15 protein-coding genes are annotated in these 18,332 nt (G+C 73.5%); 8 read left to right on the forward strand and 7 right to left on the reverse strand.

The annotated features are described in order from the left end of the window. Positions 1 to 46: 46 nt before the first annotated feature. Positions 47 to 1,711, forward strand: coding sequence for an RNA polymerase sigma factor (locus ACTWQH_RS00590; protein WP_443284249.1), 1,665 nt, complete (start codon positions 47 to 49; stop codon positions 1,709 to 1,711). Between the two features lie 82 nt (positions 1,712 to 1,793). Here the strand turns inward: ACTWQH_RS00590 and ACTWQH_RS00595 are convergent, their stop codons facing one another. The 3 genes from ACTWQH_RS00595 to ACTWQH_RS00605 all read right to left on the reverse strand — a co-directional run bounded on the left by ACTWQH_RS00595 (position 1,794) and on the right by ACTWQH_RS00605 (position 4,863). Then, a complete protein-coding gene (locus ACTWQH_RS00595; protein WP_443284250.1) occupies positions 1,794 to 3,392 on the reverse strand; it encodes an alkaline phosphatase D family protein in 1,599 nt (532 codons plus the stop codon). Positions 3,393 to 3,628: 236 nt separating this feature from the next. Further along, positions 3,629 to 4,612 (reverse strand): extracellular catalytic domain type 1 short-chain-length polyhydroxyalkanoate depolymerase, encoded by a 984-nt coding sequence (locus ACTWQH_RS00600; protein ID WP_443284251.1) that lies wholly within the window; start codon positions 4,610 to 4,612, stop codon positions 3,629 to 3,631. A 44-nt stretch (positions 4,613 to 4,656) separates the two neighbouring features. Continuing rightward, the gene (locus ACTWQH_RS00605; protein WP_443284252.1) at positions 4,657 to 4,863 is read right to left on the reverse strand and encodes a hypothetical protein; all 207 of its coding nucleotides are present in this window, start codon (positions 4,861 to 4,863) and stop codon (positions 4,657 to 4,659) included. 450 nt (positions 4,864 to 5,313) lie between these two features. Between ACTWQH_RS00605 and ACTWQH_RS00610 the strand changes: the two genes are divergently transcribed. Both ACTWQH_RS00610 and ACTWQH_RS00615 read left to right on the forward strand, forming a co-directional pair. Further along, positions 5,314 to 6,264 carry a lytic polysaccharide monooxygenase auxiliary activity family 9 protein gene (locus ACTWQH_RS00610; RefSeq protein WP_443284253.1) on the forward strand — a complete coding sequence of 317 codons (951 nt, stop codon included), beginning with the start codon at positions 5,314 to 5,316 and terminating at the stop codon, positions 6,262 to 6,264. A gap of 548 nt (positions 6,265 to 6,812) precedes the next feature. Continuing rightward, complete coding sequence (locus ACTWQH_RS00615; RefSeq protein WP_443284254.1) at positions 6,813 to 7,181, forward strand: hypothetical protein; 369 nt, start codon at positions 6,813 to 6,815, stop codon at positions 7,179 to 7,181. A 56-nt stretch (positions 7,182 to 7,237) separates the two neighbouring features. On the opposite strand, the gene tal is transcribed toward ACTWQH_RS00615, so the two are convergent. Next, positions 7,238 to 8,344: a transaldolase gene (gene tal / locus ACTWQH_RS00620; RefSeq protein ID WP_443284255.1), complete on the reverse strand. Its 1,107-nt coding sequence runs from the start codon at positions 8,342 to 8,344 to the stop codon at positions 7,238 to 7,240. Between the two features lie 176 nt (positions 8,345 to 8,520). On the opposite strand from tal, the gene ligD reads away from it, so the two are divergent. The 4 genes from ligD to ACTWQH_RS00640 all read left to right on the forward strand — a co-directional run bounded on the left by ligD (position 8,521) and on the right by ACTWQH_RS00640 (position 13,373). Next, positions 8,521 to 9,345, forward strand: coding sequence for a non-homologous end-joining DNA ligase (ligD, locus tag ACTWQH_RS00625; protein ID WP_443284256.1), 825 nt, complete (start codon positions 8,521 to 8,523; stop codon positions 9,343 to 9,345). A gap of 67 nt (positions 9,346 to 9,412) precedes the next feature. Next, positions 9,413 to 10,570 carry a cation diffusion facilitator family transporter gene (locus ACTWQH_RS00630; protein ID WP_443284257.1) on the forward strand — a complete coding sequence of 386 codons (1,158 nt, stop codon included), beginning with the start codon at positions 9,413 to 9,415 and terminating at the stop codon, positions 10,568 to 10,570. A 268-nt stretch (positions 10,571 to 10,838) separates the two neighbouring features. After that, positions 10,839 to 11,573, forward strand: a complete 735-nt coding sequence (locus ACTWQH_RS00635) for a GntR family transcriptional regulator (RefSeq protein ID WP_443284258.1) — start codon at positions 10,839 to 10,841, stop codon at positions 11,571 to 11,573. A gap of 240 nt (positions 11,574 to 11,813) precedes the next feature. Next, positions 11,814 to 13,373, forward strand: coding sequence for a PQQ-dependent sugar dehydrogenase (locus ACTWQH_RS00640; RefSeq protein ID WP_443284259.1), 1,560 nt, complete (start codon positions 11,814 to 11,816; stop codon positions 13,371 to 13,373). A 114-nt stretch (positions 13,374 to 13,487) separates the two neighbouring features. Here the strand turns inward: ACTWQH_RS00640 and ACTWQH_RS00645 are convergent, their stop codons facing one another. Both ACTWQH_RS00645 and ACTWQH_RS00650 read right to left on the reverse strand, forming a co-directional pair. After that, a complete protein-coding gene (locus ACTWQH_RS00645; protein ID WP_443284260.1) occupies positions 13,488 to 14,990 on the reverse strand; it encodes an FGGY-family carbohydrate kinase in 1,503 nt (500 codons plus the stop codon). Between the two features lie 91 nt (positions 14,991 to 15,081). Next, positions 15,082 to 16,185: a tartrate dehydrogenase gene (locus ACTWQH_RS00650; RefSeq protein ID WP_443284261.1), complete on the reverse strand. Its 1,104-nt coding sequence runs from the start codon at positions 16,183 to 16,185 to the stop codon at positions 15,082 to 15,084. 168 nt (positions 16,186 to 16,353) lie between these two features. Here ACTWQH_RS00650 and ACTWQH_RS00655 point away from each other — a divergent pair, with 168 nt between their 5' ends. Then, positions 16,354 to 16,842 carry a glutathione peroxidase gene (locus ACTWQH_RS00655; RefSeq protein WP_443284262.1) on the forward strand — a complete coding sequence of 163 codons (489 nt, stop codon included), beginning with the start codon at positions 16,354 to 16,356 and terminating at the stop codon, positions 16,840 to 16,842. A 63-nt stretch (positions 16,843 to 16,905) separates the two neighbouring features. Here ACTWQH_RS00655 and ACTWQH_RS00660 read toward each other — a convergent pair whose 3' ends face one another. Further along, positions 16,906 to 18,279: a TrkH family potassium uptake protein gene (locus ACTWQH_RS00660; RefSeq protein WP_443284263.1), complete on the reverse strand. Its 1,374-nt coding sequence runs from the start codon at positions 18,277 to 18,279 to the stop codon at positions 16,906 to 16,908. Positions 18,280 to 18,332 lie beyond the last annotated feature (53 nt).

Below are 18,332 nucleotides of genomic sequence, written 5' to 3' on the forward strand. Positions count from 1 at the left end.
GACGTCACGGGGGTAGGCGGGGGCCGGAACAACGGGATGGTGTCACATGACGGGTCACAGGGATCACTCGGGACACATAGGTCGCTTCACCCGGCGCCGGCCGGCGCGACCGGCCCGGCGCGGAGCGCACCGCCGGGCCGACCGGGCCGCGCCGCCGGAGGCGCAGCCCGACGCCGCGCTCCTGACGGGCGCCCGCCAGGGCGACGCCGCCGCCTTCGCCGAGCTGTACCGGCGGTACGCCGAGGGCGTGTGGCGGCACGCGCGCGAGCACGGCCTGGACGCCGACACCGCCGAGGACCTGACGGAGGAGGCGTTCGCCCAGACCCTCCAGGCGCTGCGCGACGGCGGCGGCCCCCGCGCCTCGCTGCACGACCACCTGCTGGCCACGGTCCGGCGCCTGGCGGCGGGACGCCCGGCGGCCGACGGCGGGGAGCCGTCGGCCGCTCCACCGCCGCGCGAGACCACGCACCTGTCCGCCGAGGCGCAGGCGATGGTCAAGGCCGACCGGGACCTGCTGGTGGCGGCGTTCTCCACTCTGCCGGGGCGCTGGCAGGAGGTGCTGTGGCGCACCGCCGTCGAGCGCGAGCCGCTCGGCCGCGTCGGCAGCGCCCTCGGGCTGACCACCAACGCCACCGCCGTGCTGGCCTTCCGGGCCCGGGAGGGGCTGCGGCAGGCGTTCCTCCAGGCGCACGTCAGCGACGACCTCGCCGGGCGCGAGGCGTGCCGCCGCTACGCCGGCAAGCTCGGGGCGTTCATCCGCGGCTCGGCGGCCTCGCGGGGCCTCAGGCGTCACCTGGACGCCTGCCAGCGGTGCCGCGCCGCGTACCTGGAGCTGATGGACGTCAACGCCACGCTGCGCGCGGTCTTCCCGGTCGCCGCCGCGGGCGGGCTCGCCTCGGCCGTGGCCGCCTCCTGGCCGGAGGCCGGCGGCGGCGCGGGTGGCCTCGGCGCCGCCGGTCCCGCGACGGCCGAGGCCGCCGCCGGCGTGGGCGGCGGGGGAGGGGTGCTGGCGAAGCTCGCCCTGGCCGCCTCCGTCGCGTTCACGGCGGGCAGCATGAGCCAACAGCCCGGCTCCGACACCGGCTTCGACTCCGGCGAGCAGCGCAACGCCGCCGCCTCGGCGCCGGACGCCGAGCCCGCCGCCCAGGCCGAGCCCGCCGACGCGGGGCAGGAGGCCGGGGACGGCGCGCCGCCGCCCGCCGAGCCGGGGCCGCGGCCCCAGGGCGGCGACGCCAGCGACGCCGGGTCGTCCTGCCCCTACCTGCCGGACGACGAGGAGGCGGCGGTCTCCGTCTCCACCGGCCTCGGCGGCGACCACGCCGGCACGGACCACAGGGACGACCTGGACGACGCGGACGGTCTCGACCCCCTCGGCGGCGGCGGCGTCGGCGACCTCGACTGCCGGACGGGGGTGAGCGCCGGCTTCCGCATCGACCCCGTCGAGCCCATCGGGTCCGACGGGCCCATCGGCGACGGCCCGGCGGGCAGGGCGGCCTTCGAGGAGGCGGCCGGTGCCGTCGACGCCCTCGGAGCCGCCGCCCGCGAGGTGACGGAGCTGGTCCCTCTCCCCGAGCCCGAGGAGTCGCCGTCCGACGCGGAGCCCCGCCAGGACGGCAGCGACGCCCTCGACACCCTGGACGCCGAGCCGCTGACGGACACCACCCTGACCGACACCACCCTGACCGACCCCATCACCGGCGCCCTTCCCTAGACCGTCTCGACCGGATCCGCCGGGGCCCGCCCCTCGCCCACGTGCTCCCCCGGCGCCGCCCGGGGCCGGGGGAGCCGCGCGCCTACGCCTCCTGCACCCCCGGCCGCCGGTCCTCCACCACGTAGCTCGCGCGCGTCGAGACCGGCGCGCCGGGCCGCGTGACGTACGGCAGCACCCGGAAGTCGCTGCGCCAGCGCTCCTCGGTGACGTTCACCCGCACGTAGCCGCGCTGCTGGTTGAAGAACCTCATGTGCGGATTGGCCGCCAGGAAGCGCTGCCCCTCCTCGGTGATGTCCGCGCCGTCCGCGCCGCTGGAGATGGAGGTGCCGACGAACTCGCTCGCCACCGTCGGCGAGTCCGGGTCGGCGAAGTCCCGCTTGAGGTCCCAGGCGTAGTTCTGGTGCCGGTCGCCGGTGATCACCACCAGGTTCCGCACGCCCCGGTCCTGAGCCGCCGTCAGCACCCGGTCCCGGTCGGCCACGTAGCCGTCCCACGGGTCGAGGAACACCTGCGTCACCTCGGCGCTGGCGTCCAGGTCGGTCTGGCCCATCGGCGCCTGGTTGCCGAGCACCTGCCAGCGGGCCGCCGACCGGCTGAAGCCCTCCAGCACCCACGCGCGCTGCTCCGCGCCGAGGAGCGTGCGGCCCTCGTCGAACCGGTCCGCGCAGTCGGCCGAGGTGCCGTCCCCGCAGGGCTGGTCGTCCCGGTACTGGCGGGTGTCGAGCATCGTGAAGTCGGCCAGCGTGCCGTACGCCAGCCGCCGGTGCAGCCGCACGTCGGGCCCGGCGGGCATCTGGGCGCGCCGCAGCGGCATGTTCTCGTACATGGCCTGGAACGCCGCGGCCCGCCGCTCGCGGAAGATGGCCGGGTCCTGGTCCGGCTCGGTGTCGGCCTGGGAGATGTCGCCGGCCCAGTTGTTCTCCACCTCGTGGTCGTCGATGGTCATGATCCACGGGAAGCGGGCGTGCGCCTCCTGAAGCGGCGCCTCGGCCTTGTAGAGGGCGTACTGGAGCCGGTAGCGCGCCAGGTCGAAGGTCTCGCCGTGGAACCGCTCGTCCACGGTCACGCCGCGCTTGTTGGTGCCCACGCCGTACTCGTACAGGTAGTCCCCGAGGTGCACGACGAGGTCGAGGTCCTCCCGGGCCATGTGCTCGTACGCCGTGAAGTACCCGTCCTGCCAGGCCTGGCAGGAGGCGAACGCGAAGTTCAGCTCCCGGGGCCGGGAGCCCGCGGCGGGCACGGTGCGGGTCCGGCCGGTCGGCGAGATCTCCCCGCCGGAGCGGAAGCGGTAGAAGTACGCGCGGTCGGGCTTCAGGCCCCGGATCTCCGGGTGTACCGAGTGCCCCAGCTCCGGGGTGGCCACCACGCTGTCGCGCCGGACGACCGACCGGAACCGCTCGTCGAGGGCCACCTCGTACTCCACCCGCACGGGCCGGTCCGGCATGCCGCCGCGGCCGTCCACGGCGAACGGGTCGGGCGCGAGCCGCGTCCACAGCACGACGCCGTCGGGCAGCGGGTCGCCGGAGGCGACGCCCAGGGTGAACGGATTGACGCCCCGTCCGGGCGCGGCGAACGCGGCCGAGGCGCTCCACGCCCCGGTCCCGAGCAGGATGGCGGCGGCCCCCGCGCCGCCGACTCCGAGGACGCCGCGGCGGGAGAGTGGTCTGGCAGGCGCTGACATGCGTGTTCCTCCAGCGGTGGGACGGGAATTGCCCGCCCGATGCTGTGGAGCCAAGCTGACATCCGGGCCCTGCTTCGATGGCGTTCCGGTGAAGAGCGGGAATAGGCACGGCTCTTGGGGCACGGGTGTAGCGCGGCACGGTGGGTCACTGCCTGAGGGCGAGAACGCCGCACGCCGAGGGCGCCGGCCCGGGCGGCGCCATCGCCACCCGGGCCGGCGCCCGGCTCATCGCGGTGTCACTGGGACTGGTCGAGTCCGAAGAAGTGGATGACCCGCGCGGCCATGCCGCTGGTGGGGAGGGTGTGGCCGGTGTTGGCGATGCTGATGCCCTCGACCGGGGCCCGGTCGCCGGTGCCGCCGTAGCGGGTGCGGGTCCAGTTCGGCTCCGGCGTGTCGGTGGCGTCGGGCGTCTGCGTGAGGCCGTGGACGTTGGTCCACTGGTCGATCTGCTCCTGGAAGTTGGGGTACGCCAGCGTGGTGTCCTCGGTGCCGTGCCACAGCTGCATGCGCGGCCAGGGCCCGCTGTACCCGGGGTTGTTGGCACGGACGAGGTCGCCCCACGCCTGCGGCGTGCGCTGGTCCTGGCCGCCGGAGCAGGTGCTGTTCCACTCGTTGGTGCTGCTGCCGGTGGCGAAGCAGCTGTAGGGCACGCCCGAGAAAGCGGCGCCCGCCGCGAAGACGTCGGGGTAGTTGGCCGCCAGGACGTTGGTCATCATCGCGCCGGAGGAGGCGCCGGTGACGAAGACGCGGCCGGCGTCGGCGTTGTAGGTGGTCAGGGTGTGGTCGACCATCGACTTGACGCTGACCGGGTCGCTGCCGCCGTCGCGGGTCAGCGCCTCGGGCGACCACACGTCGAAGCACTTGCTGCTGCGGGTGGCCGTCGGGTAGACGACGATGAAGCCGTGCTGGTCGGCCAGGGAGGCGAACTCGGTGCCGGAGTAGAACGCCTCGCCGCTGCCCGTGCAGTAGTGCACGGCCACCAGCACCGCCGGGTTGTCGGTGACGCTGTCCGGCACGTAGACGTGCATCCGCAGGTTGCTCGGGTTGTCGCCGAAGTTCGTGACCTCGGTGAGCTGCGCGGCCGAGGCGGGCGGCGCCGCGACGGTCAGCGCCGCCAGCAGCGGCACGATCGCGCCGACGAGCGCGGCGATCGCCGCCCGGAGCCTCCTTCGCGGCGCGCTTCTCTTTGGTGTGCTCCTGACAATCAATGTCCCTGTCATGGTCCTTGTCCTTCCTGGCCGGCGGCTCGTGTGGGGGTGTGGCGCTAACGGAAGAGGGGGAGCGGGACCCGCGGCGCGACGACGGGGTCGCTGACGGCGGGCGCCCCCCTCGCGGGCGTGGACCGCGCCGGGGAAGCCGCGAGCAGGCACGGCGGGAGCGCGACCAGTCCGGCCACCGGAACGCGCGTCGGCCCGCGGGCCGTGGAGGGCCTGGCGGGGCCGGTGAGGCGGGCGGCGATCGTCCGTCGCATGACTCTCCCTCAGGGCGGGGCTCGGGGGTCGCCGGCCGCTTCCGCGCTCCGGGCGGCTCTCGCTGGGCGGCCATCGAAAACTTCCGGAGGGCTGCCGACGACGTCGGGACGATAGGAACCCTCGTCAGGAGCGTCAAGCCTTCGGGCCCTTGCGGTTCGCCGAACGGTCGCCGAACGCCGCCTACCGGAAGGATTTGAAAGGTTTCCGGTCGCCCGGCGGGCGGGCGGCCGCGCACCCCGCGCCGAACGGGCCCAAGACGCCGCTTTCTTCGGTGTGAACGGTGGCTTCCCGAATGACCCCCCCGGCGCTACGTTGAGGGCGGGAGCGCTCCCACATGCACGGCCGTACCACCGGCGACGGGCCGCCGGTGCACCGAGCAGACCGTCAGTGGGCGGTGCTGTCGGCTGCCTGCTCCCGTCGCGGCAGACGACTCTTCTGGGAGAGAACCCGTGACCAAGCGATCCACCGACCGAAGAAAGCCCTCTGGCAGACGGATCCGCCAGATCCGCCAGATCCGCCTGCTGAGCGTCCTGGGAGCCGGGCTGTTCGGCCTCCTGATGGCCCTGATCCCCGCTCCCGCCTCGGCTCACGGCGCGACCGTGATGCCGGGCTCCCGCACCTACCTGTGCTACCTGGACCTGCTGGAGAACAGCAGCACCCAGATGCCCGACAACCCGGCGTGCGCCGCGGCCGTCCAGCAGGGCGGCACCGGCCCGCTGTACAACTGGTTCGCCGTGCTGGACTCCAACGGCGGCGGCCGGACCACCGGTTACGTCCCCGACGGGACCCTGTGCAGCGGCGGCAACCGGGGCCCGTTCAACTTCGCGGCGTACAACGCCGTTCGCAGCGACTGGCCGAAGACGCACCTCACCTCCGGCTCCTCCATCGAGCTGCGGCACAGCAACTGGGCGCACCACCCGGGCAGGTTCGACGTCTACATCACCAAGAGCGGCTGGTCGCCGAGCCAGCAGCTCGCCTGGGGTGACCTGGAGAAGATCAGCTCCGTGACGGACCCGCCGCAGCGCGGCAGCGTGGGCAGCGACGCTGGTCACTACTACTGGAACGTGCAGCTGCCGCAGCGCTCCGGCCAGCACATCCTCTACGTGCACTGGATCCGCTCCGACAGCCAGGAGAACTTCTACTCCTGCTCCGACATCGTCTTCGACGGCGGCAACGGCGAGGTCACCTACGGCAGCGGGCAGACGATGAGCGCCGAGCAGGTCGCCGACTCGTTCGCCCCGGCCGTCCAGGACGCGCAGGCCACCCACGCGGCGCACGCGGCGCAGGACGGCGCGAGCGCTCACGCCGGCCACGCCGCGGGGCACGCGGACGCTTCGCGGGCCGCGTCCGACCTGGTGCTGAGCGCCGTGCGCACGGCGCTCCCGAGCTGGCTCACCTAGCCCTGTCCGGGCGGTCATGCCGGATCGGCCCGGGTCTGGCCGGCGCCCGGGCACACCTCACGACCTGGCCCGTCCCCGGACCCCCGGACGGGTGATCAGGGCGCCTGTCCGGCGGAGCCTTCCTCCCGATCCGCCGGACAGGCGTGACGCTCGCACGGGCCAGAACGCCCGACGGCCCGGCCCGTCGGGCGTTCTGGCCACGCCTTCACCCCCGGTGGATCCCGCTGCCGCGCTGCTTCTCCGTCTGGGGGGTCGGCGTGTCCGGCCTCCTCCGCGAGGCACCCGACCGCCTCCCCGGGTCATCGCGTACGTCAGCGCCCGACGCGCGCGTGCGCGGCGCCTGGGGGAGTCTGGGGAAGAGGAGGAAGGGACTCCGAGCGTGGGAGGTCGCGTTGCGATGCGGGTGCTGTTCGTGGCGTGCCTGGTGACCGTGGTGACCGGGACCGCCTATTTCACCGCGATGGGGCTGATGCATCGGTGAGACCCCGCGCCAGGCGGGTAACCGGAAGGGACGTCCTAGTCGCGATCGAAGAAGGGGATGTCCTCTCATGCTCGCCTGGTATGTGCTGTCCGGCGCGCTCGGCTACCTGGCCGTCACGCTCCTGACGGCGCGGGCAGCCTACGGACGGCAGCGCGCCCGGATCATCGAGGGCGAGGCCGACTGGCACGTCGACGACGACCCCGTCGCACGATTCGAGAGCAACGACCGGTCCAGCGCCGCGACCAGCGCCTTCCTCTTCGGCCTCGCCTGGCCTCTCACCCTCCCCGCCGCCTTCGCCCTCCGCTGCGCCCGGTACGTCATCACCTCACACCCCCCGCCCTCCGGACCCGAACGGGCCCGCCGCACCGAGGACCTGCACCGGCGCATCCACGAGCTGGAGCAATCGCTCCAGCTGGACCAGGCCGACAAGGGGTGAGCAAGGGCGAGTGCGCAGCCGGGGCGGCCGGGCCGAGCGCTCACCCGCCCGAGCGCTCACCCGCCCGAGGAGAGCCCGCCCTGCACCGTCTGCAGCAGCTCGTGCCACGACTTGGTGAACCGGGCGACGCCGTCGTCCTCCAGCGCGCGGACCACGTCGTCGTAGCTGACGCCCACCCGCGCCAGCTCCGCCAGCGTCTCGCGGGACTCCTCGTACGTGCCGCGGATGGCGTTCCCGTCCACCCGGCCGTGGTCGGCCACCGCGCGCAGCGTCGGCTCCGGCATGGTGCTCACGGTCGTCGGCGCGACCAGCGCGTCCACGTACCGGGTGTCCGGGTACGCCGGGTCCTTCACGCCCGTCGAGGCCCACAGCGGGCGCTGCGGGCGGGCGCCCAGCGCCGCCAGCGCCTGCCACCGCTCGCCGCCCAGCATCCGCTCGAAGTGCTCGTACGCCAGGCGGGCGTTGGCGATGGCCGCCCGGCCGCGCAGCCGCCGCGCCTCGGGGGTGCCGATGGCGTCCAGCCGCCGGTCGGTCTCGGTGTCCATCCGGCTGACGAAGAAGGACGCCACCGAGGCGAGGCGCGCCGGCTCGTGCCCTGCGGCCACCGCCCGCTCCAGCCCGGTGAGGAAGGCGTCGACGACGCGCTGGTAGCGGTCGAGGGAGAAGGTCAGCGTCACGTTGACGCTGATGCCCTCGCCGAGCGCCGCGCTGATCGCGGGCAGGCCCTCCTCGGTCGCGGGGATCTTCACGAACAGGTTCGGCCGGTCCACCAGCCACCACAGGGACCGCGCCTCGGCGATGGTCGCCTCCGTGTCGTGGGCCAGGCGCGGATCGCACTCGATGGACACCCGGCCGTCCTCGCCGTCCGTGGCCCGGTACACCGGCCCCAGCACGTCGCACGCCCACCGCACGTCGTAGGCGGTCAGCAGGCGGGCCGCCTCCTCGGCTCCGACGCCGCGGCGGGCCAGGTCGCGCAGCTGCCCGTCGTAGGTGTCGCCCTTGCTCACGGCCCGCGCGAAGATCGTCGGGTTGCTGGTGATGCCCTTCAGGCCCAGGTCGCGCACCATCCGGCCGAGCTCGCCGCCGGTCAGGAGCTCCCGGCTCAGATCGTCCAGCCAGACCGCCACCCCGGTGGTTTCCAGTCGCTTCACTATCTCGCTCATGCGCGCCGGGTACCCGGCGCGCCCCCGCCGACTCGGCCTCGTTTCCGCCCGCCACGGCGCGGGCACCCGGGCGGGGTGACTGCCCGACGCGAGGTCCGGGCCGGCGGCCGGACCGTCGAGGTGACCAGGCCCGACAAGGAGCTGTTCCCCGGTGAGGGGATCACCAAGGCCGACTCGTGGCGTACTACCGGGAGATCGCCCGGCCGATCCTGCCGCACCTGCGCGGCCGCCCGGTGTCCATGGAGCGCTGCCCCGACGGACTGGACGGCCAGTCCTTCTTCCAGAAGGAGGTCTCCGGCCACTTCCCCGAATGGATCCGCCGCGAGGAGGTGCCCAAGCAGGACGGCAGCGTCACCATGGCGGTCTGCGACGACGCCGCCACCCTGGCGTACCTCGCCAACCAGGCGTGCGTCACGCCGCACCCGTGGCTCAGCCGCGCCGACAGGCCCGACCACCCCGACCGGCTGGTCTTCGACCTCGACCCGCCCGGCGACGACTTCGAGACCGTGCGCTTCGCCGCCCGCGCCCTCGGCGGGCTCCTCGACGAGCTCGGCCTGCGGCCCGCCGTGATGACGACCGGCTCGCGCGGCCTGCGCCTGCTGCTGCCGCTGCACCGCCGCGACGACTTCGACACCGTGCGCGCCTTCGCCCGCGAGACCGCCGAGCTGCTCGCCGCCCGCCACCCGGAGCGGCTGACCACCGAGACCCGCAAGGACAAGCGCCGGGGCCGCCTCTACCTCGACACCCAGCGCAACGCCTACGCCCAGACCTCCGTCGCGCCCTACGCCGTCCGCGCCCGGCCGCACGCGCCCGTGGCCACCCCGCTGGCCTGGGAGGAGCTGGACGACCCGGACCTCGGGCCGCGCCGCTGGACGCTGCGCACCCTTCCCGGCCGCCTGCACGCCGTCGGCGACCCGTCGCGCGGTCTCGGCCGTCGCCGGCGTTCCCTCGGCCCGGCGTGGCGGCGGCTGCGCGACCTGGCCGCGCGGGAGCGGCGGTAATGTGCTTCGTGAAACATCACGTGCTGGACACTCGTCCACCACTTCACAGACGGGAACTCGCGTCTCGATGAGCACGGACAGCCACGGCCACGACCATCGGCACGATCACGACCACCACGGTCATGGCGACGGCCATGACCACGAGCACGGTTACGGGCATGACCATGATCACGACCAGGGCCACGAGCACGGCCACGGGTTCCTGGGCAAGGTCAAGCACGCCGTCGTGCCGCACTCGCACGACGCCAACGAGGTCATCCAGTCGGCCGAGGAGACCACTGGGCAGGGCATCCGCACCGCGTGGATCGGTCTGGCGGGGATGATGGCGACCGCTGTCCTGCAGATCGTGATCGTGGCCCTCTCCGGGTCGGTCGCGTTGCTCGCCGACACGCTGCACAACCTCGGGCACGCCGTCACCACGATCCCGCTGGTGATCGCCTTCCGCCTGAGCCGGCGGGCCGCGACCAAGCGATACACCTACGGCTACCGGCGTGCCGAGGACCTTGCCGGGGTGCTCATCTCCGTGGTGATCGCCGCCTCCGTGGTGCTCATCCTCTGGGAGTCGATCGACTCCTTGATCAATCCCCATGAGCTCACCAACCTGTGGTGGGTCTTCGCGGCGGGCCTCGTCGGCGCCGCCGGAAACGAGATCGTGGCCGTCTACCGCATCCGCACCGGCCGCAGGATCGGCTCGGCCGCGCTCATCGCCGAGGGGCAGCACGCCCGCGCCGACGGTCTCAGCTCCGTCGCCGTCGTCGTCGGCGTCGTCGGCGTGTGGCTGGGCTTCGAGCGCGCGGACGCCATCATCGGCCTGCTCATCGGCCTGATGGTCCTCGGCATCCTCATCAGCACGATGCGCACCGTCTTCGGGCGTCTGATGGACGGCGTCGAGCCCGGCGTCATCGACCAGATGACCGCAACGGCCGCCTCGGTCGAGGGCGTCCTGGCCGTCGACCGCGTCCGCGCCCGCTGGTGCGGTCATCGCCTCGAAGCCGACATCGACCTCGCCGTCTCCGGTGAGCTGTCCGTCCTGGAAGGGCACCGGCTCGCGGACCGGGTCGAGCACGAGTTGCTGCACGCGACCCCGCACCTGGAGTCGGCCGTGGTGCACCTGCACCCCGTCGTCGACGGCGAACGACCGCCCGACCTGCACGAGCTGTCGGGCCACCACACCAGCGCCGAGGCGCGCGCCGCGTACCGCGCGAAGCAGGCCGTCGGGACGTGACGGAGGCTGCCCTCGGCCCCGCTCCGCTCCTGCGGCTTCCCCGGGGCGGGCTTCAGGCTCGCCCCGGCCGTCGGCGGCGTCCTCGCCGACCTGGCGACCGACGGCACGACGGCGCGCGACGTCGGCTTCCTCGCGCCCGACCGCACGCTCGCGCCCTGGCCTGCGGAAACCCGCACACCGGCGTAGGGAGACGTGCCGCTGGGGTAGGATCGACGCGCCTGATGTGTCACGAAACGTGCCAGTGCGGGACGGCAGGAGTGGACGGCTCATGACAGCCCCGGTGCGCAAGGCACCCCAGCGCGGCAGCGCGACCGACAAGGTCCACGAGCACCTCAAACGCCTCATCCTCACGAGCGACTTGGCGCCCGGCGAGGAGCTGCGGGAGATCGCGCTGACGGAGTCCACCGGGTTCGGGCGTTCCCCCGTGCGGGAGGCGCTGCGCCGCCTCGTCCAGGAGGGCTTCGTCGAGGTGCGGCCCCGCCAGGGATACCGGGTCTCGCCCGTCACGCTCGCCAGCGTCCGCGACCTGTTCGAGATGCGGCTGCTGCTGGAGCCCGCCGCCGTGGAGCTGGCCGCGCTGCGCGCCCCGCGGGAGGAGCTGGAGGCGCTGCACACGCTCGCGCACCAGACCTACGTGCCCGGCGACACCGCCAGCTACGAGCGGTTCCTGCAGGACAACCGCGAGTTCCACGTCCGCATCGCCCGCGCGACCGGCAACGAGCGGCTCGCGCGCTCCCTGCGGGTGCTGCTGGAGGAGATGCAGCGGCTGTTCTTCATCAGCCTGGACAACCGCGACAGCGCCTCGGAGATGACGCACGAGCACCACGACCTCTACGACGCGCTGCTCGCGCGGGACGGCGCCCGCGCCCGCGAGCTCGTGGTCGGGCAGATCGAGGCCGGCCGGGAGCGCGTGCTTCAGGGCCTGGTCTCCCGGACCGGCCACCTCGCCCGCGCCGCCGCCGGCGTCGTGCTGGCCGACGCCACGACCCGGCGTTCGCCCTGACACCCGCGACGCCCGCGACGCCCATGGAGACCACCCTCGGGATGTCGGCGTTCCTCATAGCCCTCGGCCTGTGGATCGTCGTCTGAGTTGTGGACCTGGCGTGACGGTGGCGGAGTCGGTACGGTCCCGCCAGGCGCATCAGGTCACGAATTCGCCCGAGTCATGGATGAACTCCGCTGTTTCTGAACCGAATGTGAGCGGATGCGCCTCCGTCACGAGGAACCCCTCCATGGAGCCGACATGCGAAGACGACGCTGGACAGCTCTCCTGCTGCTGGCACTGTCACTGCCCCTCGCCCCGGTGATGGCCTCCGCCGCGGCCAACGCCACCGACACCGCCAACGCCAACGCCACCGGGGGCCCGGCCCGCCCGCGTCAGGCCGAGACCTCCTCCGTGCCGCTGGCGGAGGTCAGGGCGACCACCACCCAGGTCGCCTCGGGCCTGCGGCGCCCCATGGCCATCGCCGCGCCCGACGACGGGTCGGGCCGGCTGTTCATCGCCGAGAAGCGCGGCACGGTCCGCGTCTACCACCCCGACACCGGCGTCGCCGCGACGCCGCTGATCGACATCACCGCCCGGATCGACGAGTCGGGCAACGAGCGCGGGCTGCTGGCCATGGCCCTCGCGCCCGACTTCGCCGAGAGCCGGGAGCTCTACCTGGCGTACACCGCGCTGCCGGACGGCGCGGTGACCCTCGCCCGCTACGGCCTCGACGGCACCGGCCTCGAGGTGCTGCTCTCCCAGGAGCACGCCGAGTACAACAACCACAACGGCGGCGAGCTCGCCTTCGGCCCCGACGGCCACCTGTACTGGAGCATCGGCGACGGCGGCGGCGCCGGCGACCCCTTGGACACCGGGCAGCGGCTGGACACCCTGCTCGGCAAGATCCTGCGCCTCGACGTCGCCCGGAGCTGCGGGGACCTCGCCTACTGCGTCCCCGAGGACAATCCCTTCGTCGGCGTCGAGGGCGCCCGCGAGGAGATCTGGGCCTACGGGCTGCGCAACCCCTGGCGCTTCTCCTTCGACCACGCGGACGGCTCGCTGTGGATCGGCGACGTCGGCCAGGGCCGGTGGGAGGAGATCGACCACCTCGCCCCCGGCGAGCAGGCCGGCGCCAACCTCGGCTGGTCCTGCTACGAGGGCCTTCAGGTCTTCGACGAGGCGCAGTGCGCGCCCGGCGCCGACTACACCGAACCCGTCCTCACCTACTCGCCCTACACGCACGGCTGCTCCGTCATCGGGGGCCGCGTCTATCACGGAGAGCGGTTCGCCGACCTGGTCGGCGGCACCTACATCGCCACCGACTACTGCTCCTCCACGGTCTGGGCGCTCCGCGAGGACGGCAGGGGCGGCTACCTCCAGGCCGAGATCGGCGAGATGCCCACCCAGGTCACGGCGTTCGGCGAGACCCCGGAGGGCGAGTTCTACGTCGTCAACGACCTGCCCGGCGGCCTGCACCGCGTCTCGTTCGAGCGGGTCGAGCCCGCCTGCCGGATCGACGCCGAGACCAACGCCTGGGGCCGCGGCGTGACCGTCGACCTCACCATCACCAACACCGCCACCACCCCCGTCGACGGCTGGACGCTCACCTTCCCCCTCCCCCTGGGCCAGTCCCTCACCTCGGACTGGAGCACCACCGCCACCCAGACCGGCGACATCGTCACCGCCACCAACGCCAACCACAACGCCGCCATCAAGCCCGGCGGCAGTGTCACCATCGGCTACCTGGCCACCCACACCGGCGACGCCTCCGCCCCCGCGCGCTTCTCCCTCAACGGCGAGCCCTGCGCGGTCGGCTGACGCCCGCACGACCCGGGGCCTTGACGGTCATCGTCACCGTCAAGGCCCCGTTCGCCGATGGCGCCGTGGCTGACCTTGTTCACTGCCGGCGACGCTACGCCATCCCCGGCAGCGTCACGTCTCCACCCGCGAGGACGCGCGCTGCCGGGCCGCCAGGGCGTGGGCGGCCTCGCGGGTGGCCGGATAGAGGGAGCGGTACAGGCCGTACAGCTCCTCGTACACGCCGGCGGTGGCCGGGTCGGGCTCGACGGTGTGCTCCACCGGGTTCCAGGCCGCGATGTCCGCCACCGTGGCGAGCCCGGTGCCGACGGCGGCGAGGAACGCGTCGCCGTACGCCGCGCCGATGGTGTGGCGGGGGATCTGCTGCGGCCGGCCGGTGACGTCGGAGACGATCCGCGTCCACAGCTCGCGGGCGCCGCCGCCCACCGCCACCAGTCGGCGGACCTCGCCGCGCACCCCCGACATGGCCGCCAGGTTGTGCCGTACCCCGAACGCCGTTCCCTCCAGTGCCGCCCGGTACAGGTGGCCACGCCCGTGACGCAGCGTCAGGCCGAGGACGAGGCCCCGGGCGTCCGGGTCGAACAGGGGCGTGCGTTCGCCCGCGAAGTAGGGCAGCATCACCAGGCCCTCCGCGCCCGGCGGGACGCCCGCCGCCTCCACCACCAGCTCGCCGAAGTCCGCGCCGGTCAGCTCGCGCAGCCAGCCCGTGACGGCGCCCGAGGTGGCCATGCCCCCGGCCAGGCAGAAGGTGTCCGGGAACGCGCCGCGCGTGCACCACAGGTGCGGGTCGGGCGCCGGGCCGTCGAGCACGTTCACCAGGAACATCGTCGTGCCGTACATCAGCATCGTCTCGCCCGGCGCCGTGACCCCGGCCGCCGTCGCCTCGGCCCAGGCGTCGACGGTGCCGGCGACCACCGGCGTGCCCGCCGGGATGCCGGTCGCCGCCGCGGCGTCCGCGGTCACCTCCCCGGCGACGTCGGCGGGCCAGACCAGGCGCGGCCATGCGAGCCCCGGCGCGATCTCCTCGCACCACTCCTCGATCCAGCCGCCGCCCCGCAGGTCGTACAGCGGCGCGCACTGGCTGGCCGAGTGGTGGTCGAGCACGTACGCGCCGGTGAGGCGGTGCACGAGGTAGGAGCTGGCCATGAACCAGCGGCGGGTGCGGGCGTAGACCCCGGGCTCCTCCTCGCGCAGCCAGGCGAGCTTGGGGCCGATGGCCTGGCTGGTCAGCGGCGAGCCGCAGCGGCGGAGGATCCGCTCCGCGCCGTACCGCGCCGCCTGGTCCTCGATCTGCGCGCCCGCGCGGGTGTCGACGCCGTAGAGGATGGCGGGGCGCAGCGGCGCGGCGTCCGCGTCCACGGGGAGCAGGCAGGGGCCGATGCCGCTGACGCCCACCGCCGCCAGGCGTTCCCCCGGCGGCAGGCGCGGCAGCAGCTCCCCGGCCAGCGCGGCGAAGTCCCGCCACCACACGGCCAGCGCGTCGTGCTCGACCCAGCCCGGGCGGGGCGTGGCGGTGGCGTGCTCGCGCGAGGCCTGGGCGAGCAGGGTGCCGTCGGAGCGGACGAGAACGCCCTTGGAGCCGGAGGTGCCGATGTCGATGCCGAGGAGCAGGGTCATGGGGTCTCCGTGAGGTGTCAGGCGGCGCTTCCGAAGCCGTCATGGCGGATGCCGGGGCCCGATCGGTCGCGGATGCGGGCAGCGGGTGGTCTCACAGCGCGTCGATGAGTGCTGTGGTGACGTCGGTGGTGCTGGCGGTGCCGCCGAGGTCGCGGGTGAGGGTTCTGGCGGTGGTGGCGGCGGCGATGGCCTGTTCCAGGCGGGCTGCCTGGTCGGGCAGGCCGAGGTGGTCGAGCATGAGGGCGGCGCTGCCGACGGCGCCGATGGGGTTGGCCCAGCCCTTGCCGGCGATGTCGGGTGCGGAGCCGTGGACGGGTTCGAACATGCTGGGGAAGCGGCGTTCGGGGTTGAGGTTGGCGCTGGCGGCCAGGCCCAGGCTGCCGGCGAGGGCGCTTCCGAGGTCGGAGAGGATGTCGGCGTTGAGGTTGGAGGCGACCACGACGGACAGGTCCTGGGGACGCAGCACGAACTTCGCGGACATGGCGTCCACCAGGACGCTCTCGGTCTCCACGTCGGGGTAGTCGGCGGCCACGCGGCGGAAGACCTCGTCCCACAGCACCATGCCGTACTGCTGGGCGTTGCTCTTGGTGACGCTGGAGACCTTCTTGCGGGCCCGGGTGCGGGCGAGGCCGAAGGCGAAGCGCATGATGCGTTCGCAGCCCACCTCGGTGAACAGGGCGGACTGGACGGCTACTTCGCCGCCGGGCCCGCGTCCGGAGAGGTTGCGGCCGCCGAGGCCGGCGTATTCGCCTTCGCTGTTCTCGCGGACGACGACCCAGTCCAGGTCGTGGTCGTCGGCTGCGCGCAGAGGGCTTGGCACGCCGGGCAGGAAGCGGACCGGGCGGACGTTGGCCCACTGGTCGAAGCTCTGGCAGATGGCCAGGCGCAGGCCCCACAGGCTGATGTGGTCGGGGACGGTGGGCCAGCCGACGGCGCCGAAGTAGATCGCGTCGAACGCCCTCAGCCGTTCCAGGCCGTCGTCGTCCATCATCCGGCCGGTGCGCTCATAGTGGCCGCATCCCCAGGGGAACTCCTCCCAGGCGAAGGAGAACCGTCCGGCGGAGTCCTGGGCGAGGGCGTCGAGGACCGCGCGGCCCGCGGCGACGACCTCGGCGCCGACCCCGTCGGCGGGTATCGCGGCGATGCGGAACGTGCGCGGCGTGGTCGGCTTGGTCGGCTTGGTCGGCGGGGTCATGGCTCGTTCTCCTGTCGGCCGGGCTGCTACGCGTGCCGTACCCCCAGTCAACCCCACCGGTTCGGCCAGGTGTCCGAGGCGGGTGACAATGGCAGGGCTGACAACAGCCGACGGCGGCGGGCCGGCACCCGGCCCGTCGCGCCCCCGACCCGTCCCGAGGAGTCACGCGTGAGCCTGTACGACATCCCGCTGCGCACCCTGTCCGGCGAGGCCGCCTCGCTCGCCGACTACCGGGGCCGCGTCCTGCTGATCGTGAACGTCGCCTCCCGATGCGGCCTCACCCCGCAGTACGAGGGCCTGGAGCGGCTGCAGAAGCGCTACCAGGACCAGGGGTTCACGGTGCTGGGCTTCCCGTGCAACCAGTTCATGGAGCAGGAGCCGGGTACGCCCGAGGAGATCGCCACCTTCTGCTCGGCGACGTACGGGGTCACCTTCCCGCTCTTCGAGAAGACCGACGTCAACGGCGAGCAGCGGCACCCGTTGTACGCCGAGCTGGCGCGGACGCCCGACGGCGGGGGAGAGGCGGGCGACGTGCAGTGGAACTTCGAGAAGTTCCTCGTGGACGCCGAGGGCGCGGTCGCCGGCCGCTTCCGGCCGCGCACCGAGCCGGAGTCGGAGGAGATCGTCTCCGCGATCGAGGCGCGTCTCCCGGGGTGACCGGGGTGACTGGCCGCGTCGGCGGAACGTGCGGCGCACTCGCCGACGCCTTCACCGGCCCCGTCACCCGAGGAGGGGCCACTCCTCCGGATGCCGGTACCGGCGCCTGCGCTCGCGCAGCGCCAGCGCGGAGACGAGGGCGACCGGGCCGACCCGGCCGATGAACATCAGCGCGATCAGGATCAGCTGACCGGCGGCGGGCAGGTCCGGGGTCAGCCCGGCGGACAGCCCCACGGTGCCGAACGCCGACACCGCCTCGAACAGCACGATCTCGAAGCGCTCCCCGACCAGCGTCAGCAGCGCGACGGTGGCGGCGATCACCAGGCCGATGCCGAGCAGCGCGATCGTCAGCGCCTGCCGCAGCACCTGCGCGGGGATGACCCGGCGGAAGATGCCGGCGCCGGGCTCGCCGCGCACCTCCGCCAGCATCGCCGCGCCGAGCACCGCGAAGGTGGTGACCTTGATGCCGCCCGCCGTGCTCGCCGCGCCGCCGCCGATGAACATCAGCACGCAGGTCGCCAGCAGCGTCGCCGGCTCCATCGCCACGACGTCCGTGGCGTTGAAGCCCGCCGAGCGGCTCATCGCCGAGTGGAAGAAGGAGCCGAGCACCTTCTCCACCACGCTCAGCGAGCCGAGGGTCCCCGAGTTTCCCCACTCCAGCGCCAGCGTCAGCAGTGTGCCCGCCGCCAGCAGCGCGGCCGAGGTGGCGAGCGTGAGCTTCAGGTGCAGCGACCAGCCCCGCAGCCCGGTGGTCCGCCTGCGCCGGCGGTGACGCAGCACCTCGATGATCACCGGGAAGCCGATCGCCCCGAGGATCACCGCCGTCGTCACCGGCAGCATGACCCAGGGGTCCCTGGCGTATCCCGCGAGGCTGTCGGAGTACAGGCCGAAGCCCGCGCTGTTGAACGCCGAGACGCCGTGGAAGATGCCGTGATACAGGGCGTTGCCGAAGGGCTGGCCGTGGCCGAGGTGGAAGCGCAGCGTGAGGATCGCGGCGGTCACGGACTCGATCACCAGGCTGATCAGGGCCACCCGCACCAGCAGGCGCCGCACCTCGCCGATGCCGGTGGTCTTCGTCTCGGCCTGCACGCTCAGCGCCATCCGCAGCCGCAGCCTGCCCGCCATCAGCAGGGCCAGCAGCGACGCGACGGTCATGATCCCGAAGCCCCCGGCCTGGAACAGCGCCAGCAGGACCCACTCGCCGAAGCCGCTCCAGTAGGCGTTGGTGTCCACCACGACCAGGCCCGTCACGCAGACCGCCGACGTGGCGGTGAACAGGCAGGTCAGCAGGGGCGCGGAGGTGCCGTCCTCGGAGGAGACCGGCAGCGCCAGCAGCGTGGTCCCGATGAGGATGGCGATCCCGAAGGCCAGGACCACCACGCGAACCGGGTGGACGCTGAGGGACGCGCGCCGCAACGGCGATTCGGGCTGCGCCACGTCGTTCCGTCCTCGTCCTGTCACTCGCGGGTGCTCAGACCGGGAGACACGAT

The sequence above is a fragment of the Streptomyces sp. 6N223 genome, assembly GCF_052246635.1.
Taxonomy (GTDB): Bacteria; Actinomycetota; Actinomycetes; order Streptomycetales; family Streptomycetaceae; genus Streptomyces.